This window comes from Caballeronia sp. INML3B (assembly GCF_023631305.1).
Classification (GTDB): Bacteria; Pseudomonadota; Gammaproteobacteria; order Burkholderiales; family Burkholderiaceae; genus Caballeronia; species Caballeronia turbans.
Genome location: NZ_JALQDI010000073.1, coordinates 147,660 through 166,011 on the forward strand (window position 1 = coordinate 147,660; position 18,352 = coordinate 166,011).

Below are 18,352 nucleotides of genomic sequence, written 5' to 3' on the forward strand. Positions count from 1 at the left end.
CGACTTCGGTCGTAGTTGTTCCTTACCGATCGCACGTCTGCAAGGCACCGCCGATCTCATCTTCTACTGCCGACGACACATCATGGAAATGTCCGCTGTCAGACTCCGAGTGACTGCCTCATCTCTTGAGCGTCAGCGTGGTGCGATGGCGATCACCATGCCTTTCGCATTGATTGCAGCGCTCGCCTTCGGTGCTTTCGCGGTCGATCTGGGGCATGTCTTTCTGGCAAGGACCGAACTGCAAACAGCGGCCGAGGCGTCCGCGCTGACGGGCGCTGGCACGCTGCTGGCCGGCGGTTCGACCCCGAACTGGAGTTCCGCCAGCGCATCGGCTGCGACTGCGGTGAGCCTGAATTCGTCAGATGGCGTCACTCTAAAGAATGCATCGGTGCAGACCGGGTTCTGGAATCTTGCAAACGCGTCATCCGGCCTCAAGGCGACGAACATCACACCGGGCGCCTACGACGCCCCCGCCGTGCAGGTTATCGTGTCCCGAGCCGCGGGACTCAACGGCGGCGCTATTGGTTTCTGGTTTGCCAAGCTATTCGGCGTCGGCAGTGGACCGGCGAGCGCGACGGCGGTAGCCATCGTGGCGGCACCCGGCTATGTCGCCCCCGGCGGGCATTTTCCAGTCGCGATCGGCAAGTGCATTTACAGCCAGTACTGGAACGTCCAGTCGGGTACGCCCGCAATCGATCCCGCTACGGGCAAGCCCTTCACAATCCAGATCGGCAATGGCGCGACCTACCGCGGCTGCGAAGCCGGTCAGTGGACTTCGTTCCAGACCGATAACAACGATGTCACGACGGTGCGGGGACTGATCAGCGGCGGCAATCCGACCGGGCTGAGCATCGGGGATGCGATCTGGATCGAGCCGGGCGTAAAGACTTCCATCTACGCCAACGTGCCATCCAACATTGATGTACTGGTGCCGGTGGTCGAACAGGCCACGACGTCGAGTCAGCCCGTCATCGCCTTCGCAGCTTTCCACATTGACAATGCGACGGGCGGAAGCGGCAAGTACATCGAGGGCCACTTCATCGCCGGCTACAAGATCACGGCGTCTGCCGGTCAGGTCGGACCTTACTATGGCGCATACGTCCCGCCCCGGCTGGCGCGCTGACAACCCACAATGGGCGGCGCCCGAGTTCCATTCTTGGGGCGTCCCACGTCCCGGTCCAGCTAAACCGGCATCGTTGGCCCTGAAGCGCGCCACGCAAGAAAACAGCCCGATCGGCGCGAGCCGAGCGAGCTGTTCTTTGTCATGCGGGCTTTTTTTGCGAGCTAGTCGCAGATCGGTCATCGCTCAACAGTTGCCTTTCTTGCCTTGACCGGGCGGGCAAAAGCCATTGCCGACACCGCCTTGCGGCTTGACTGCAACAGGTGCGGGGTCGGGAACGTACACGGCGCATGCGCTTGTGACGCCGGCGGCGATCAACAGCGCAGCGAGGGCTGCGACTCTCTTCATCATGTTCTCCTGGTTGAAGGGGGCCTGGCGGTTCATCGCCGCCACGTTGGATGCGTTAGAAGTTGAAATTCACGTTGGCCTGACCGGTTGTCGCGGTGACACCCGTCGATTGCGTGGCGCCCGATGCGGCGTCTGCCTCGAGCGTGTATTGGCCGGCTGCGGCCGGTGCGGCGGCGAAGCTCAGAGGCAGCGCAGCAGAGTAGGTGCTGACGATGGGCGCAGCGGCCGGCAACGATAGCGCGTAGACGCCCGTGTCGAGATTCGCGTTGATGGAGCCGATCTCGAACGCGGCCGCATTGACCGGCTGCAACGCACGGACGAGGGCATCGGCGGTCGGCGTCACCTTCCCGCTTACCGTACTCATCGACGACGAAGGCAGCGCGATGGGTGCGTCAGAGGTGGACACAGCCGTGCTCGTGTTGACGACGACCGGCACGGACCGTATGACACCGGTGGCCACGTTGTTCTGGACGATGACTACATCGTAGTTGCCTTGTGTGGAGCTTTGAATGAGCGGCGACAGCACGAATTTGCCGGTGCTGTCGGCGAGGGTGCCCTTGACGACCTTCCCGCCCTGCTCGGCATAGACGGTGGCGCCTGCCTGCGCGCGCGCGACATAACCCGCGATTTGCCCGCTCACGGTCGTCGGCGTTGCTGTCACGACCGGCTTGAGGGCGTAGGAGCCGTTGCCGCGCGTGACGACCGACTTGCACGCGTTGAAGTCGAGCACGAGGTCGACCAGCGTGTTTGGTTGAACAGTGAAGGGCTGGATGATCTTGTAGCCGCTCTGCGTCGCGCTCGGGGTATCGAGCGGCTGCTCGGTGCCGCCGGAGGGCACCACGGAATTGGCAATCGTGTTGCCTGCGTTCGAGGCGAGCACCAGGCGAACCTGCTGGTATTCGCCGGCGGGCAGCGCGCTTTGGCCGAGATCGGCGAGCACGCCGTTGGTCAATGACAGCAGATCGATCTTCTGCGGCGCGGGCAAGGCGACTGTAGTCCAACCCGCGTCGTTGTCGCCCGCCTGTGCGCTCGCATTGACGCGCACCTTTGAAACGGTCACGTAGACGTGATCGAAACCGCAAGACGGCGCGTCCGTTATCGCGACGTGCAGCGTGCCGGACGGCGTGCTAGAAGCGCCATCACTCCCGCCTCCGCCGCAAGCCGCGAGCGCCAAAGGCAGCAGCGCTGCAAGAACCAGCGCTTTCCAAATTTTTCTAGTCATCTTCGCACCCTTTGTTTTTTTATTCGAGGTGGGCGGAAGCTTAGCTTTGAAATCGTCCGACGATTGTAACCGTGAGCTTTAAAACTGTAACTTCTAAAACAACATGTACTGCGGTCATTTCAGCTGGCTGGATCGCAATCCTTAAGCATTTCATAATTTTCTACGCGATACATTCACGCTCCCAGAACGTTGTGTCGAGCGCGCCAAAGTTATCAAAAAAAATATGCGAAGAAATGAGGACCGTTCCAGTCACTTGCAAATCCGGAGAGGTGGACGGCGGTCTGCCACACAAGCGGGCAGTGTCGCGCTGGAATTCGCCATCCTGCTTCCGTTTTTGCTCATGGTGCTAGTTGGCATCGTCGATGTCGGCTTGATGATTTACGACAAGGCAGCGCTTGCCGCCGCAGCGCGCGCGGCAGCCAGAGCCGGGACGATGGTGGCGGTGCCTGCGCTCTCTGCGACCCAGATTTCCGCGGTCGCTAGCGCCAATTGCAATGAGCTTCTCAGTTTCGGGAACGCAGGCAATTCACCAAGCGTTACCGTGAACAATGCAAGCGGGACCAGTCCGGGAAATACACTCACGGTTCGAATTTCTTATACCTATCGGGGCTTGATGCTGGGATCAGTGTTCAGGCGTTGACAGGTCCGGTCGTGCTCAATGCGACAGCGGTGATGACTTACGAATGAGAGCGATGTTCCTGCGCCTGGCGAACAAGACGACTCGATAAAGGCGATGAGTGATTCAAACCGGTTGATTCTCTCGACGCCATGAGCGACGCACGCCCATGCAGCCATCTGGCGCGTGCGTCGTAAGCGTCAGAACTAAGACTTGTTCAAATGAGCAATGACCGCACCCTCCGTCACGTCCGGCGCGGCCGCTCCAATGCTTCCCGCATTCTTCGCGATCCACTCCTTCGCTTTTTGCACGCTCTCATCAATACCCGCCTTGTCCCGACACACAGTCACGGAAAATCCGCCCTCGCCGGTGCGCACGAGCGTGTATGTGACCAAGCCTTTGACACCACCCATCCATTCTTCGACCTCAGCGTTATGCTTCTCGAGCAAATCAAACAATTCTGTCGCGCCCTTTCCGGAATATCGTCTTAGAACAGTTTGCATGATTGGTTCCTCCAATTCAGCAAGATAAGGCGCCCGAGAACATACAACGATGCATTCCGTCTCATCATTGCTCAGTAGCGGCTACGAACACGGCAAGACCGGCCGTCGCCACAACAACCAAGTGTAGTAATCAAGCTGCCTATGTAAAGCAGTTGCTAACCGCTGATTCGCTTTTCGATACCTTGAGTAAGGTAAGCTGATACTCCCAATTTTCGGAGCGGGGCGTGCAGTGAACCCCTGAGGCTGCCTTTCTTCAGTCGAAGCGCTTGCGAATGAATCGGCATGGATTGCCACCATAGACGCCCTCAGGCGCGAGCGAACGATGCACGACGGACAGCGGCGTGACCACGGTGGAACGGCCGATCGTCACGCCCATCTGCACGACGCAGTTCGCCGTGATCCACACGCCGTCTTCGATGACGATCGGCGCGACGCGCAGGTTCATCGTCGTGCTCATCTCATGTGAGCCGGTCGTCAGGAAAGTCCTTTGCGAGATGCAGACATTCGAGCCGATCCGAATGGGCGCCTGGTTATAGATCCACGCATCGGCGCCGAACCAGGAGTGATCGCCGACCACGAGATTCCAGGGCGCTTTGACATGCACAGCGTGCAGGAACCGGCAACCCACGCCGATCTTCGCGCCAAAGAGCCGCAACAACGCCACGCGCAGAGCCGAGAACGGCACGAGCTTGTTACTGATGATGGTGGCTTCGGCGATGAACCATAGCGTCTCGATCAACGTCGAACGGACCTTTACATAGTTGCCCTGGTCGGCGCGACTCAGATCGATGACGCCGCCAGGTTCGCGATCGCGCTCGATGTCGTGCGGAGGAGTTTCAGGCGGCGACACATGCTCGTCGCGAAAGAGTTCCGAGGCCATTTAGAGTTCCCGTTGGGTTCAGGAATTGCGGTTGCGAGAAGTCTGCGTGGAGGGCGCCCAGCACATGCGCCGTGCCTGGAATGCTTCCAGTGCGCCTCTGAGTGTCGAGAGCCGCTGCTCGTCCGTGAGTGATTCGATACGCCGCTTGCCTCGCTCGACGAGCGTATTCCTCAGTTCGACATCCGTGATGAGTCTTCGAAGCGCGTCGGCCATCGTGTCCGGTCTCAGCAGGTCGACGAGAAGGCCCGCGTCGCCGACCTGGTCGCGCAGGTTCACGAGATCGGAATACAGAACCGGGACACCGAGCTGAAACGCCTCGTAGGGCGGCAGGTTCGTCGGACCGAAATAAGTGGGCATGACGAGGGCGATCGACTGGCGATAGAGGCAGGGCACTTCGCCGTCGGGCACGAAGCCGGCAAAGCGGACCCTGTCGGTCAGCCCGAGGTCCGAGGCGACGGAACGAACGTAAGCCAGATTGCCGAAGTCGCGTCCCGAGAAGATGGCACCGGCCTTGATCCCGAAGCGGTCTTCCAGACGGCGGAGTCCGCGCAAGATGTACACGTGGTTCTTGTGCGGCCAGAACTGCGCGGGATAGTAGATGTAGTCGCAGGCCAGGTCATATTTGAGTTTGACGTCGATGAAGCGCTCGGGCCGGGACAACTCTTCCTCCGATAGCATCGTGCCGACGGCGGGACAGAAGGGAATCACATGCACGCGTTCCTCATCGATGCCATAGCGCCGGACCACGTTATCGCGCCCCGCCTGCGAATCGACGACGATGCCTGTCGCCTTCTTTAACGCATGTTGATAGATCTGTTCACGACGCTCGAACTCGCCGTTGGCACGCACCTCGGGAAAGTCCGGGTCGTCCCGGTGCGAAAGGTCCCAGACAGTGAAGAGATAGCTGAACTGCGTGGTCACGAGCGCAAGATAGGACGGGCACGTGAAATAGACGAGATCGGCGCCCATATCCCGCAGCGACCGGTCCAGCCAGCTGGAGTGGAGGTTTCCCATGAGCGGGCGGGACACACTGAGCTGCCGCCACAGCACCTCAAAGCGGGCGAGCGCGCGTTGCCATTTTCGAACCGGAAGGTAATGTGCGTCGAGGCCGCTCCTCTGCAATTCCTCGATTGCCGATTGCCGCGTCGTGACGAAGGTTACGTCGCAGAGCTCAGGCGGCAGACGCCTGAACAGCAGCGCGGCGTTTATTGCCTGCTGAAATCCTCCGCCCGTCGAATTGTCCTGCTCGAGAAGCACCACGATCCGGATCGGCCGAACCCGAAAGCGGTCAACCACGCGATCCACGTCGTTCGCTTGCCCGTGCTCGCCGGCGCCGTGGTGGGCGGGGCCCGGCTCTGCAAGACTACTGTCGTATTCGGGATTTGAAGCGACTCTGTTGAACAGCATATTCTCAGCCCCCGGAAAAGGATGCACAGGTAGACGCTGACAGCGATTTCACGTTTGTCCAACGGTAGCCCGTGTGATATGGACCAGCTCGTTCTGACGGAACTCGGCAAGACGTTGGCTGAACGATGAGCGTGGCGGCTCGATCGGATCATGCATTGCGCGCGCGGACAGCCGGCCAAAAGCTTGATGATTTCCGCCAAGTGAACGGGCGGCGTCAGACGAGCCACTACGATTGCGATTCGAGCGCGGGTCGTGACGCCCCGTGGCAACCGCCATGAAGCTGTCTTGCGCGTTCACGCGGCTCGCGCACGCGTCATGGTTCATCGGAGGATTTTCATTGAAAACGCTCCACATCATTCCGACGATCGAGGCCCGGTCTGGCGGGCCGGCCGAGGCCATCAAGAGAATCGCGGCCGAAATCCGGCGTTGCGGGCACGCCGTGGATGTCGTCTGCCTCGACTCTTCGGCGCATCCGGATAAGTCCGATGACGCGGCGTTCGACAGTGTCATCCGTCTGGGACACCATGCAGGCAAGTATTCATTCAGCTTTCGTCTGGTGCGGTGGCTGATGCAGCACGGCAGGCAATATGATGCGATCGTCGTGGACGGCATCTGGCAGTTTCACAGCGCGGCGGCGATGATCGCACTGCGCTCGCAGGGCGTTCCTTATTACGTGATACCGCACGGCATGCTCGATCCGTGGTTTAACGTCGGTCGTCCGCTGAAGTACACAAAGAAGCTTCTCTATTGGATGTTGGTGGAACGTCACGTTCTCAGCAATGCGCAAGGCGTTCTGTTCACCGCCGATAGCGAGCGCAAACTCGCGCGCAAATCTTTTCCGCTATACCGGGCAAAGGAATTCACGGTGACGTACGGAACCGCGCCGGCGCCTTCGATAGCAAATTCGGACCCGGGGAAATGGCGCACCCGCGCGGATTGGGGAGGCAGGAAAGTCATTCTTTTCCTCGGGCGCATCCATGAAAAGAAGGGCTGCGATCTGCTGATCCGCTCGTTTCACGATCTGAAGGACGCGAGGGACGATTATCAACTCGTCATTGCGGGGCCGGACAATAACGGCCTTGCTCCCAAGCTGCGTCGCGAAGCGGAGCAGCTCGGGCTTGGTGGGCGAATCAGCTGGCTCGATCTCGTCACGGGTAACGACAAGTGGTCCTTGTTGCGAGCAGCCGACGTCCTGGTCTTGCCCTCGCATCAGGAGAATTTCGGCATCGTGGTGGCCGAAGCGCTCGCGTGTGGCGTCCCGGTGCTTCTGACCGACAAGGTCGGCATCTGGCAGGAGGTCGTCGCCGACGGCGCGGGATTCGCGGACGAAGACACACAGCGAGGCATAACCCGGCTCTTTCTGAAATGGACGAACTTGCCAGAAGAGGCGAAGGCGACGATGAGGGCGGCGGCGAAGCAGTGTTTCGATAGCCGCTTTCATATCTCCCACGTTGCGCAAAGCTATATCGCATTGCTATACGGACCGCGACGCGAATCGGTCAACACCTTGCCAGATTCCGTCACCGGCTGACCGGCGAAGGGCGCTCGCCGCTATGCTCGGACTACACGGCGTATCGGGCCTGCGCCTTTGTCGCGTCTCAAGGCGATTCATCGGAAATCATGCTTACATGCCGCTGCGCATGCAGCGGTCCATGTCGAACAATCCCGCCGGGGCACATCATGACGCTACTCGTAGCCGAACAGGACACCGTGGTCGATAAGGAGCTGGAAACCATCGTTCACGACGGCGTCACACTGGCTCTGATCGTCCGGGACTCGTTCTCAAAAGAAGGCATCAACTTCTTTACGCCGCATGAGTACTCGCAGCAACTCGCGCACATGACGCATCCGGCCGGAAAGAAGATTCCCGCTCACGTACACAACGTCGTGGTGCGCGAGGTCAAGTTGACGCAAGAGGTTCTGTTCATCAAGAAAGGCCGCGTGCGTGTCGATTTTTACGGCTCGAATCTGCACTATGTGACGAGCCGCACGCTCGGGCCCGGCGACGTCATCTTGCTGTCCTCGGGCGGGCATGGCTTCGAGATACTCGAAGACGCGGCGTTCATCGAAGTGAAGCAGGGACCCTACGTGGGCGATCAGGACAAGGTGCGATTCGAACCGCGCGTTTAGGCCACAGCGTTTCCGGCGATCAGCTAAAGGATGAAACGCCCCATGCCGCCTTCAGAGCGTTCTTTTGCGCGCGCCCCCGCCTTCTTCCTGAGGCACTGCTTTCGTTACCTGCCATTCGGCGTCGGCAGCTCCGAGGCGCGCGACCGGGAGCGCTATGTCCGCGCAGCACGGTCGGTCGCCTGCAATTCGGTGAGTGCGGCGTTGGGCTTCGCGGTCGTCCTGCTCTCGGTCTCGTTCACGCTGCCATATCTGGGACAAGAGCGCTTCGGCATCTGGATGACGATATCGAGCCTCGCGGTGATGTTATCGGTGCTGGATCTCGGCGTGGCGAACGGACTCGTGAATCTCGTTGCGGATGCGGAATCGTCCGCCGACCGCGACGCGCTGCAGACCATCGTTACGCGGGGCATCATGCTGCTCGCCGTGATCGGCGTCGCCGCGGCGGGGGTACTCGTCGGGCTCGTCTTGCTGCTGGATTTTCAGCGCCTGCTCAAGGTCGAGTCGACGATCGTCGCGAAAGAGACCGTGCTGGCGACGCTCACGTTCATCGGGCTGTTCTGCCTGAACATTCCGCTCGGTGGCGTTAGAAAGGTCTTCGTGGGCTTGCAGCGCGCATGGGAACCGCATACGGCCGCGGCAATCGGATACCTGTGTTCGTTGCCGCTTCTCTATCTCTGTGCGCGCGTGCGCGCACCCATGCCCTATCTCGTCCTGTCCACCTATGGCGTTCAGGTCGCGAGCGCGATGATTCTGCTCGTGCGCCTGCGCCGGGAGGGGATCTTCAGATTCCATCGCGGCATCTGGGCCGGCACCGGTTGGCTCGACTATTCCGTGCTGACGAAGACGGCGGGCATATTTCTCATCGTTCAACTCGGCTTCATATGTGGCAGCGCGTGTGACCCGTTGATCGTCTCGAACATTCTCGGCGCCAAGGAAGTCGCGCGACTGGCCGTCGCACAACGGCTGTTTCAGGTGGTCACCGTTGCAATGTCGATGTTGTCGGGACCATTGTGGGGCTTGTACGCTGATGCCCGATCGCGAGGTGAAAGGACCTTCATCAGGAACACGCTGAAGCTGTCCATGTGCGTGACGACAGGTACCGCCCTGCTGATGAGCGCGCTGATCCTGATAGCGTCGCCGTGGCTCCTGAAGATATGGACGGGCAATCAGCTCGACGTGCCGTTCGAGTTGCGTTGCGCCGCGGCGGTGCTCGCCGTGGTCGACGCGATGGCCAGCGCCTTCGCCATCTTTCTGAACGGCGTGAAGGAATTGCGTCCGCAGTTGCTCGCCGTGCTGGTCTTTTGCACTGTTTCCATTCCGCTCAAGGTTTATCTGCTCACGAAGTTCGGCACGGTGGACTGGGTGATCTGGTCGACCATCATTGCCAGCGTCGCGGTGGACTACTCCGTGTATATCGGCATCTGCAGAAAGCAGATTTTTGCCCATGCTTCGCTGAAGCCGCTGTCGTAGCGCTTCCCACAGGCCTCGAGACGTCATGGTCCAGCTCCGGAGCAAGTGGCAGGCCGCCGGCGAGGCGCTCAAGACGAGACGACGGGCGCTCAAGAAGATCATCGTCGCCTGCTGCGGCGTCTCGGGCGTGGCCGGCGAGGCGCGTCGTGCGCAGGCCGCGAAAAGCGAGCCCACGCAGATTCAGGGTGCAGCCGCTTCGATGCAGCTTGCGGAAAGCCTTGCACCCGACGACAGGATGGTCGTCATCAGGGGGGCGCTGCTTCAGGCGCGCATCGCAGATGTGTCCGGCTTCATCCTGAACGAAGGTCCGATCCAGGGCTACGCGATGTTGCGTCAGTACACCGGAACGCTCACGCGCCTGCTCGTGTCGCAGCATCCGGCAGGCCGTCGCGCGTCGGACATCGCGTGTTATCGGCTCGATCCGGACGATGCGTCGAGTGCGGACAATGGCGGCACGATTATCGTGTCGAAGTCCGGAAAGCGCTGGAAACGCGTGTTCGAGGGCGACATCTACGCGCGCTGGTTCGGTGCGCAAGGTGACGGCATCGCAGATGACGCCGACGCCATCAACCGCGCCGTCGCTTTCGCGGGCGCATGTTATGCGTCGACAGGACGCGCGCAGCGTGTGGTGCTCGATAACGGCACGTTCCGCATCGCAGCCGCATCGGGGACGCTCGCCATTCCTTGTCACGACGACGGCCGCACGAGAAGCGCAAAGGACAAGCGGCTTGCGCCCGAGCCGGCATTGCGCCAGGCTTACTGCGTGGGCGCGTGGCCCGGAGTCAAGGTATGCGGCATCAACGCCGTGGTGAAGGGAGGGTATCGCTACGGCATGGCGGACGCGCGTCAGCCGATCACCTTCGGCCTACTCGATGGACACGACACCGCGTTCGAAGCGGGCCTGGAGAACCTGACTTTCATCGATTGCTTCATGGCTTTCGGTGCGCTTTCCGCGACACTCGCCTGCTGCATCTTCGACAAGCTTCGCTTTCTCGGCTGCGGCATCGGCATCTATGCAGCGGTGCTGGAGCAATGCATGTTCAGCAATATCGAGGCCCAGGGCACGGGCGTGCCGGTTCTCGTCGGAGGGCAATGGGCGGACCGCAACGACGACTATAACGAGCGAGGCGGCTTTGCGGACAAGTGCACCTTCATCAACGTGCGCAACATCTACAGCCGGGCCTATGGCGATGACGAGCGGCGTATCGACACCTGGTTCGACGCCGCGTTCTTCAAGACGCGAAACAACGAGTCGAGACTGAGTGCGCAACTCAACGCCGCGTCGCAGGCGAAGGCTTATCCCTACAGGGGCATCTGCGGTTTCTGCATCAGGGTCATGTCGCGTTATGCGCGCCCGTCGAACGCCAACGTCTTCATGCAGATATCGCACGCGATGTCGCCGCGACCCGCCGTGCTCGTCGATGCATGTCAGTCCGCCGTCTTCAACGGCGTTTATCTGGAGCGCGTCGGCTATCGCGACAGTCCGGCTCGCACGGGACCCGTCGGCGCCGGCTGGAACGACCCGTATCTGGGCGACGGTGTACTCGTTCCGGCATTTGTCGGGACACTCGACGGCGCTTCCTCCGTCTTCGGCGTCAACGTCCAGCAAGCCTACGGCGCATCGGCCGTGGCGTCGGACGGTCCGGTCGCGCCCGTGCAGTCGTGGGATTGCACGCTCACGAATGCGCAGGATCACTTTGCCCTGGGCGCCGCAACGTTCGCCGACGATGTGACGATACAGCGTGGAGCGTTCCGCGCCGTGGAGGAGGTCAGGCATGAGATCGGCGGGCTCGGCCTCTTCAGCATGGATTTCGACGGCGCGAGCTTCGACACCGGTCTGACGCTTCCACGCGACGACAAGGCCCATGCCGTGATCGTGCTCGTGTCGCGTAACGCGGACCGGTCACATCAGGCTTTGTCGGGTCTGTATCTGCTCCATCTGCCACGACGCGGCGCTGGCGAGCCCGCCCGAACGCTGGTATCGGGAAGCGACCTGGTCCGCTTCTCGGTGACCCAGAAAGGAACGCTTGGACTCGTCGCCTCGACCGCGGGCGCGCATCGCGCGCTCATGCTCGGCAATCGCCCTTTCGAATAGCCGCATCGGTGCGCAGGCGAGCGGCGCGCGTGGCGCGAGCAAGGGCTCAGGTAATGACGCGGTCCGACACGTCGCGCTTTTTCTGCAGCTCGATGACGACGCGGCTCTCGAATGCAGCGAGAATCTTCTCCCGCGAGAGATGGGTCGTGGCATAGCTGCGTCCGAGCGAGCCGAGTCGCTCGCGCAGCGCGGGATCGTTCGCCAGATGGACGATCGCTTCCGCCAGGGCGGTCGCATTGCCCGGTTCGGTCACGACGCCGACCGACCGAACGATGTTCCATAGCTCCGTATGTTCCGCGGCGGTCGCGATGACCGGGCGTGCGCTCGACAGCATGCCGCCGAGCTTGGATGGCATCACGATGTCGGCGGCGTCCGCGCGCTGCGGAAGAGCGTGGATGTCCGCAAGCCCCATCAATTCATTGAAGCGCTTGTTCGGCTGCATGTCGATCAGTTTGATGTTCGGAAGCTCCGCCGCCTTGGCGCTCAGATAGTCCTTTGCAGGACCATTGCCGCAAATGACAAACACGATGTCGCGACGATGCACCAGCCTGTGCGCGGCTTCAGGAAGCAGTTCGAGTCCTTGCTTGGCGCCGAGATTTCCGGAATACAGCACGACGATGACATTTTCGCCAATACCCAGCCGGGCGCGAAAAGCGCTGGCTCTGCCGAGCGGGCGGATGCGCCCGGTGTCGACCCAGTTCGGTACGAGAGACAGCTTTTCGTTAGGCACGCCTTTGGCGGCTGCGATTTGCGTCATCGCAGCCGAAGGGGCCGACACTCCGTCCATGCGTGCGAGAAGCGATCGCTCGAACTTGAGGCAAAGCTTCTTCACGGCATTACCCTTGAGCATGCCGAGCTTGAATGCAGCGTCGACTTCATAGTCCTGAATCTGCAGCCAGCACAGTGCGCCGCTCAAGCGCGCAGTGAGCAGTGCAAACGGGCTCGCGAACAAAGGCGGCTCGACCACCCACACGAGATCGGGACGCCAGCGTACGCGGGCGATGGCTGGCAGCGCGGCAGCGAGGGAGAAACTCATCAGGTGAATGAGACGCTTCACGCCATTCGGCCGGCGCGGACACCAGAACGGCACGCGCGTTACCGACACGTCGTTGATCGATTCGGTGGAGAACTTGCGCGCGCTATAACCTTCCTGCACGCGCCAGCCAGGATAATAGGGCGATGCCGTGATCACGCGCACTATATGCCCCTTTCTTGCGAACCACTCGGCCAGCTCGGACGAATACTTCCCGATACCGGAAACCTCGGGAGCATAGTTCAGTGAAATCATGAGGATCTTCATTCGATAGCCTGTATTGGAATTGAATGAAATTTCTTGCTCGCATGCGCGCGTAGAAGAAATCGGCATCAAGCTATCCGGCGAATGGTACAAGCCACTTGTTCACTCCAGCCGACAAAGGCTTGCCGAGACACGCCACCGCTTCGACACCGGGTTCCATTCTTACCGACATGACTCAGGCGACCGACAACATCTTGGCGATTTCCGTCGCGATGTCCTGCATGACAGAGGCGTATGTAAAGTTCTCAACGGCGACGGACACGGGAGACCCGGGGGCTTTCTCGAACCAGGCGTGCTGCGCTGCTTTGTTTGTCCATTGATAAGAACAAGGGTAACAGTCAGAACGGACGCACACCGGATGCGTCGCTCCTATGAAATCGCGCCTCCCGGGCGAGCACCGCTGTCGGGGGCAATGGACCTTATCGGCAAACACATGACCTCGATGAAGCAAGGCATGCACGACGATTCGATGCACGGGGATGGCGTGTCGATATCCGACTACGTTCGGGTCATCATCGATGGCCGTCGTCTCGTATGCGTGGTCGCGCTCGGCACGCTCGCGCTCGGTGCGCTATATGGAGCGGTCATCCAGCCCGTGTACCGTGCCGACGCGCTGGTTCAGATCGGCGCGCAGACTTCGAGTTCTCCCGAAGCCGAAGCATTGGGGCGGCTCGCATCGATCTTCGATTCGAAAGTCAAGGCGGGCGCCGACACCGAAATGGAGTTGATCCGCTCGCGGCTCGTCGTAGGTGAGGCGGTGCGGCAATTGCATCTGGAAGTAACCGCGCAGCCGCGCTACTTTCCGCTCATCGGTCATTGGATAGCCAGGCTGAACAGGGGGATGGGCGACTCAAAACCGCTCTTCGGCTTGCGGCGCTTCGCATGGGGCGACGAGAACATTGACGTAAAGGTGTTCGACGTGCCGCGCAAGGCCCTCGGTCGCGCATTCACGATCAAGGCGGGAGAGGGCGGTTCATTCGAACTGCTATCGCCCGATGGCATCGTCCTCGGACGAGGAGCGGTCGGTCAGGAACTGACCGTGCCCTACGACAATGGCGAGGCGCGCGTCCTCGTCAACACGCTCGAGGCGCCTCCCGGCTGCGAATTCACGCTGACGGCACAATCGAGCCAGGCGACCACTCTGGCGCTCCAGAGCAAGCTGGCCATCGCGGAGCGCAAGACACAGTCGGGCATGATCGGCGTGGCGCTCGAAGGCTCCGATCCGACGCGCGTTGCCAATGTCGTGAATGCGATCGCGCAAGAGTATCTGGCTCAGGATTTCGCGAGGAGATCATCCGAAGCCGAACATTCGCTGCTCTTTCTCGAGGAGCAGTTGCCGAAGCTGCGCGAGGAGTTGCAGCAGGCGGAGGACCAGTACAACGCGTTTCGCAACAGCAAGGGCACCGTCGATCTCGGCATCGAAAGCCGCCTGCTATTGCAACAAGTTATCGAACTCGACACCAGCATGCGCGCGCTGATGCAGCAGCGCGACGATATCGCCGGGCATTATCAGCCGGGTTATCCGTCGCTCACGGCGATCAATGCCAAGATCAGCCGCTTGCAACAGGATCGCGACGCCCTGAGCCGGCGCGTGGCTTCATTGCCGGATACCGAGCAGACGGCGCTGCGCCTTATGCGCAACGTTCGCGTGGACACCGACCTCTATACGAATCTCCTCAACAGCGCGCAGCAGTTACGCGTCATCAAGGCGGGCAACGTCGGCAATGTGCGCATCGTCGATCGCGCCATGCCGCCCGAGAAAGCGATCAAGCCCAATTGGCGTGTCCTGCTGGCGCTGTCCGCGGTGCTCGGCGTCGTGCTCGGCATCGTCGCCGCATTCTTGCGAAGGGCGCTCTTCGGTGGCGTGGAGCGCAGCGTCGAGATCGAGCGCGCCCTCGGCATTCCGGTCTGCGCGGTCGTGCCGCACAGCGTCCGGCAAGTCAGGTTGCAGGAGGACATGCGCCGCAAGCTCCCTGGCGTGCATGTGCTGGCGGCGCGCTCGCCTGGCGACGTGGCGGTCGAAGGCGTGCGAAGTCTGCGCACCGTGCTGCAATCGATCAGCGGAGCGCACAGAAACAACGTGATCATGATCACGAGTTCGACGCCTGGCGCGGGCAAGTCGTTCCTCTCGGCCAATCTCGCGGCCGTTCAGGCGGCCGGCGGCAAGCGGGTGCTGCTGATCGATGCGGATATGCGCATGGGCAACATGCATGCATCTTTCGGACCGAGCGACGGACCCGGACTGCGCGAGCTCCTCAACGGCGCGCCATTCGACGACGTGGTGAGGCGCGACGTCATCGAAGGCGTCGATCTGATTCCGCGTGGCGCCGACTCGGCCAATCCGGCGGACATTCTCATGAGCGGGCGCCTCAACGAACTGCTCGACGCGGCGTCCCGGCGTTACGACTCCGTCGTCATCGACACGCCGCCAGTGCTCGCCGTCACCGACGCCTCGCTCATCGGACGGCAGGCAGGGACCACGCTGCTCGTGGTGCGGCACGGGCGGCAGTCCGTCGCCGAAGTGCACGAGGCGCTGAGCCGACTGCAAAACAGCGACGTGAGCGTGAGCGGCATCCTGTTCACCGATGTTCCCGCCGAAAGATCCCGCTATGGCTCCGGCTACGTCACGACCTACGGGTATGGCAAGGACCGCGGCGAGAGCAACATCAAGCCTGCCTGATGCATTTCGAAAGTCGCGTACGCAAACGAGGAGAAGAAGCGATGTCGAAGAAGGTCGCGCTGGTCACCGGGATCACCGGTCAGGATGGTTCCTATCTCGCTCAATTCCTGCTCGACAAAGGATACGAGGTGCATGGCGTGAAGCGCCGTTCCTCGCTCTTCAATACCGACCGGATCGATCATCTCTATGAGGATGATCATGTCGCAAAGCGGCGTTTTCACTTGCATCACGGCGACCTGACGGACTCGACCAGCATTCTGCGCATCATCCAGCGCGTGCAGCCCGACGAAATCTACAATCTGGCGGCGCAAAGCCACGTAGCGGTGTCCTTCGAAGAACCCGAGTACACGGCCAACGCAGACGGCCTCGGCGCTCTGCGAATTCTCGAAGCAATACGCATATTGGGCCTGCAAAAGAGCGCGCGCTTCTACCAGGCCTCCACATCCGAGTTGTATGGACTGGTCAGGGAAGTGCCTCAGCGCGAGTCCACGCCGTTCTATCCGCGCAGTCCTTATGCCGTCGCGAAGCTATACGCATACTGGATCACGGTGAACTATCGCGAGGCGTACGACATATATGCATGCAACGGGATTCTGTTCAATCACGAATCGCCGGTTCGCGGAGAGACATTCGTAACGCGCAAGATCACGCGAGCCATCGCCCGCATTGCGATCGGGTCACAGGACTGCCTGTACCTCGGCAATCTCGGGGCGATGCGCGACTGGGGACACGCGCGCGATTACGTCCAGATGCAGTGGCTCATGTTGCAGCAGCCGGAGCCGGAAGATTTCGTCATTGCGTCGGGCGTGCAATACAGCGTGAGGGAGTTCGTGCAGCAGGCGGCGTCGGAGCTCGGCATCACGCTTCGCTTCGAGGGCAGCGGCGTCGACGAGGTCGGCATCGTGGACAGCATCACGAGCAAGGAATGCCGGGTCGCCCCGGGGACGGTGATCGTGCGAGTGGACGCGCGCTATTTCAGGCCAACCGAGGTCGAGACCTTGCTCGGCGATCCGTCGAAGGCTCACGCGAAACTCGGATGGGCGCCGACGGTGACATTCGCCGCGCTCGTCAAGGAGATGGTGCTGTCCGATTATCAGATCGCGAAGCGGGATGCGCTGATCACGCTGGCCGGATACCGCGCGCTGGAGCATCACGAATGAGGACGAGCCTGCGTTGAGCCGAACGGCAAGCACCGGAGCGTATGCCATGTGGACCCGTTGGGTATTCGCACTCGTCGTCTACACGCTTTTCGCCGCAGCGCTGGCGCAATACGCGGACCAGGCGTTCAGTGCGCTTGGAACCCGCTCCATCGACGTATGGAACATGAGCACGGCCGGAATGAACGAGGCCGGCGCGGTCCGGTATGTGAAGGACGTGCTCACGGTCGTCATCGGTGTCGGCTGGCCCATCGCGCTGGGAAGGGGCCGCTTTCCATACGACATGAGCAAGTTAGTTCTTCTGTACTTTGTCTGGCTTTTCTGCGTGATATCGATCGGACTCGTGCCGTTCATCCTGGGCTGGACCCCGCTGTTCTTTCTTGCAGCAGGAATGCGTTGGGTGCTGCTGCTTCATGCGTCGTTCGGGCTGTTCCTGTTCGGGCGATGGCTGCCCGACGGTGTACGGGGGCAGACGGCCTTCGTGATCGCGTTGCTCGCGCTCGCCGCGCTCGACTTCTACGTCGTGCTGCGGCAATGGATGGATCTTGGGCAGGGGCGGGTGGTTTCATTTGCGGGCGATCGCTACACGGGTCTTCTCAGCAACGCAACGCTGGCAGGCATGTATGCGATTTCCCTCGCGTGCATGACGCTGATTCTCGACCGGGCGCGGCTTCTCTTTCGGCTCCTGCTGATCGGCTTGGCGGTGGGGATTGCAGTGTCGTCCGGTACGCGTTTCGCGATGCTGTGCGTCGCGCCGGTGACCGGCCTCGTGTTCTGGGAAGTGCTGGCGGGCAGGCTCGATCGACGTGCCCGGATGCTGCTCGTGATGAGCGCGTTGCCTATCGCTGCGTCTCTGGTGACGGGCGGCTACGCACACATGGTCGACGCGGTCGGCCGTGGCGACGTTCTGGACAACCAGATCGCCGAAGGAGGGCGGCTGTACAACCTCGTGCAGATCGCAGATCAGCTGTCGCAAGCGAATGTGCCGGAGCTGCTGATCGGACGTGGGCTCGGCGTGGGCACGAACACCGCGTACTCGATGGTGCAGCAAGCAGGCGCCGAACCCGAGCAGTATCGTTTCAACCTGCTCATCGACAATGCCTTTGTCACGATGCAGTTTCAGCTTGGGACGATCGGAACATTGCTCTTCGTCACGGGCGCCGCGGCTTTCCTGTGGCGGCTGCGTCCGCGCCATTCAGGGTATCTGCGGGCGCGTCATCTGGTGTTCGTGGGCATCACATTAGGCGCTTGCATGGATATCAATCTGCTGGAGCAATATCCGCTCGTGACGACGCTGTTCGTCTGTTTCGGGGACACGTACTGGCGCGCGGTTCATAAGACGGGCGTGCGCCTTCAGGCAGCGCCCGGTCGCGCGCGACCCAAAGTCGGCGTCGACGAAGCGCCTTTCCTGAACATGTGATCTGGGA

Annotated in this window: 15 protein-coding genes; 9 read left to right on the plus strand and 6 right to left on the minus strand. The window is 61.3% G+C overall.

Annotated features, from left to right (window positions below; all coding sequences use genetic code 11):
- The first annotated feature begins 145 nt into the window (after positions 1–145).
- Entirely contained in the window at positions 146–1,123 is a 978-nt protein-coding gene (locus NCS58_RS29800; protein ID WP_250477586.1) for a TadG family pilus assembly protein, read from the plus strand.
- Positions 1,124–1,306: 183 nt separating this feature from the next.
- Here NCS58_RS29800 and NCS58_RS29805 read toward each other — a convergent pair whose 3' ends face one another.
- Complete coding sequence (locus tag NCS58_RS29805; RefSeq protein WP_061118976.1) at positions 1,307–1,504, minus strand: hypothetical protein; 198 nt, start codon at positions 1,502–1,504, stop codon at positions 1,307–1,309.
- Positions 1,505–1,523: 19 nt separating this feature from the next.
- Complete coding sequence (locus tag NCS58_RS29810) at positions 1,524–2,690, minus strand: DUF4382 domain-containing protein (RefSeq protein ID WP_061118977.1); 1,167 nt, start codon at positions 2,688–2,690, stop codon at positions 1,524–1,526.
- A 340-nt stretch (positions 2,691–3,030) separates the two neighbouring features.
- Here NCS58_RS29810 and NCS58_RS29815 point away from each other — a divergent pair, with 340 nt between their 5' ends.
- Positions 3,031–3,330 (plus strand): TadE/TadG family type IV pilus assembly protein, encoded by a 300-nt coding sequence (locus NCS58_RS29815; RefSeq protein WP_250477585.1) that lies wholly within the window; start codon positions 3,031–3,033, stop codon positions 3,328–3,330.
- A gap of 182 nt (positions 3,331–3,512) precedes the next feature.
- On the opposite strand, the gene NCS58_RS29820 is transcribed toward NCS58_RS29815, so the two are convergent.
- The 3 genes from NCS58_RS29820 to NCS58_RS29830 form a co-directional block, all read right to left on the minus strand.
- Positions 3,513–3,809 (minus strand): hypothetical protein, encoded by a 297-nt coding sequence (locus NCS58_RS29820; RefSeq protein WP_061119079.1) that lies wholly within the window; start codon positions 3,807–3,809, stop codon positions 3,513–3,515.
- Between the two features lie 253 nt (positions 3,810–4,062).
- Complete coding sequence (locus NCS58_RS29825) at positions 4,063–4,689, minus strand: putative colanic acid biosynthesis acetyltransferase (protein WP_143756354.1); 627 nt, start codon at positions 4,687–4,689, stop codon at positions 4,063–4,065.
- 18 nt (positions 4,690–4,707) lie between these two features.
- On the minus strand, positions 4,708–6,096 hold the full coding sequence (locus NCS58_RS29830) for a glycosyltransferase family 1 protein (protein ID WP_086961192.1): 1,389 nt from the start codon (positions 6,094–6,096) through the stop codon (positions 4,708–4,710).
- Positions 6,097–6,358: 262 nt separating this feature from the next.
- Between NCS58_RS29830 and NCS58_RS29835 the strand changes: the two genes are divergently transcribed.
- The 4 genes from NCS58_RS29835 to NCS58_RS29850 all read left to right on the plus strand — a co-directional run bounded on the left by NCS58_RS29835 (position 6,359) and on the right by NCS58_RS29850 (position 11,791).
- Positions 6,359–7,627 carry a glycosyltransferase gene (locus NCS58_RS29835; RefSeq protein WP_250477584.1) on the plus strand — a complete coding sequence of 423 codons (1,269 nt, stop codon included), beginning with the start codon at positions 6,359–6,361 and terminating at the stop codon, positions 7,625–7,627.
- Between the two features lie 149 nt (positions 7,628–7,776).
- The gene (locus NCS58_RS29840) at positions 7,777–8,226 is read left to right on the plus strand and encodes a hypothetical protein (RefSeq protein ID WP_061118978.1); all 450 of its coding nucleotides are present in this window, start codon (positions 7,777–7,779) and stop codon (positions 8,224–8,226) included.
- A gap of 42 nt (positions 8,227–8,268) precedes the next feature.
- The gene (locus NCS58_RS29845; RefSeq protein ID WP_250477583.1) at positions 8,269–9,696 is read left to right on the plus strand and encodes a lipopolysaccharide biosynthesis protein; all 1,428 of its coding nucleotides are present in this window, start codon (positions 8,269–8,271) and stop codon (positions 9,694–9,696) included.
- 25 nt (positions 9,697–9,721) lie between these two features.
- Entirely contained in the window at positions 9,722–11,791 is a 2,070-nt protein-coding gene (locus NCS58_RS29850) for a hypothetical protein (protein ID WP_061118980.1), read from the plus strand.
- 46 nt (positions 11,792–11,837) lie between these two features.
- Here the strand turns inward: NCS58_RS29850 and NCS58_RS29855 are convergent, their stop codons facing one another.
- Positions 11,838–13,079 (minus strand): glycosyltransferase WbuB, encoded by a 1,242-nt coding sequence (locus tag NCS58_RS29855; RefSeq protein WP_250477582.1) that lies wholly within the window; start codon positions 13,077–13,079, stop codon positions 11,838–11,840.
- Between the two features lie 442 nt (positions 13,080–13,521).
- On the opposite strand from NCS58_RS29855, the gene NCS58_RS29860 reads away from it, so the two are divergent.
- Genes NCS58_RS29860 through NCS58_RS29870 form a run of 3 tightly spaced genes read left to right on the plus strand, consistent with a single transcriptional unit; the run spans position 13,522 to position 18,345 of the window.
- The gene (locus tag NCS58_RS29860) at positions 13,522–15,768 is read left to right on the plus strand and encodes a polysaccharide biosynthesis tyrosine autokinase (RefSeq protein ID WP_061119083.1); all 2,247 of its coding nucleotides are present in this window, start codon (positions 13,522–13,524) and stop codon (positions 15,766–15,768) included.
- 41 nt (positions 15,769–15,809) lie between these two features.
- The gene (gene gmd, locus NCS58_RS29865; protein ID WP_061118982.1) at positions 15,810–16,928 is read left to right on the plus strand and encodes a GDP-mannose 4,6-dehydratase; all 1,119 of its coding nucleotides are present in this window, start codon (positions 15,810–15,812) and stop codon (positions 16,926–16,928) included.
- Positions 16,929–16,974: 46 nt separating this feature from the next.
- The gene (locus NCS58_RS29870; RefSeq protein WP_061118983.1) at positions 16,975–18,345 is read left to right on the plus strand and encodes a hypothetical protein; all 1,371 of its coding nucleotides are present in this window, start codon (positions 16,975–16,977) and stop codon (positions 18,343–18,345) included.
- The last annotated feature ends 7 nt before the right edge of the window (positions 18,346–18,352 follow it).

Excerpts from the sequence above, each read along its gene's own strand:
- NCS58_RS29800 (WP_250477586.1), top strand. The coding sequence starts at position 146 with ATGGCGATCACCATGCCTTTCGCATTGATTGCAGCGCTCGCCTTCGGT.
- NCS58_RS29805 (WP_061118976.1), bottom strand. The coding sequence starts at position 1,504 with ATGAACCGCCAGGCCCCCTTCAACCAGGAGAACATGATGAAGAGAGTC.
- NCS58_RS29810 (WP_061118977.1), bottom strand. The coding sequence starts at position 2,690 with ATGACTAGAAAAATTTGGAAAGCGCTGGTTCTTGCAGCGCTGCTGCCT.
- NCS58_RS29815 (WP_250477585.1), top strand. The coding sequence starts at position 3,031 with ATGGTGCTAGTTGGCATCGTCGATGTCGGCTTGATGATTTACGACAAG.
- NCS58_RS29820 (WP_061119079.1), bottom strand. The coding sequence starts at position 3,809 with ATGCAAACTGTTCTAAGACGATATTCCGGAAAGGGCGCGACAGAATTG.
- NCS58_RS29825 (WP_143756354.1), bottom strand. The coding sequence starts at position 4,689 with ATGGCCTCGGAACTCTTTCGCGACGAGCATGTGTCGCCGCCTGAAACT.
- NCS58_RS29830 (WP_086961192.1), bottom strand. The coding sequence starts at position 6,096 with ATGCTGTTCAACAGAGTCGCTTCAAATCCCGAATACGACAGTAGTCTT.
- NCS58_RS29840 (WP_061118978.1), top strand. The coding sequence starts at position 7,777 with ATGACGCTACTCGTAGCCGAACAGGACACCGTGGTCGATAAGGAGCTG.
- NCS58_RS29845 (WP_250477583.1), top strand. The coding sequence starts at position 8,269 with ATGCCGCCTTCAGAGCGTTCTTTTGCGCGCGCCCCCGCCTTCTTCCTG.
- NCS58_RS29850 (WP_061118980.1), top strand. The coding sequence starts at position 9,722 with ATGGTCCAGCTCCGGAGCAAGTGGCAGGCCGCCGGCGAGGCGCTCAAG.
- NCS58_RS29855 (WP_250477582.1), bottom strand. The coding sequence starts at position 13,079 with ATGATTTCACTGAACTATGCTCCCGAGGTTTCCGGTATCGGGAAGTAT.
- NCS58_RS29860 (WP_061119083.1), top strand. The coding sequence starts at position 13,522 with ATGACCTCGATGAAGCAAGGCATGCACGACGATTCGATGCACGGGGAT.
- gmd (WP_061118982.1), top strand. The coding sequence starts at position 15,810 with ATGTCGAAGAAGGTCGCGCTGGTCACCGGGATCACCGGTCAGGATGGT.
- NCS58_RS29870 (WP_061118983.1), top strand. The coding sequence starts at position 16,975 with ATGTGGACCCGTTGGGTATTCGCACTCGTCGTCTACACGCTTTTCGCC.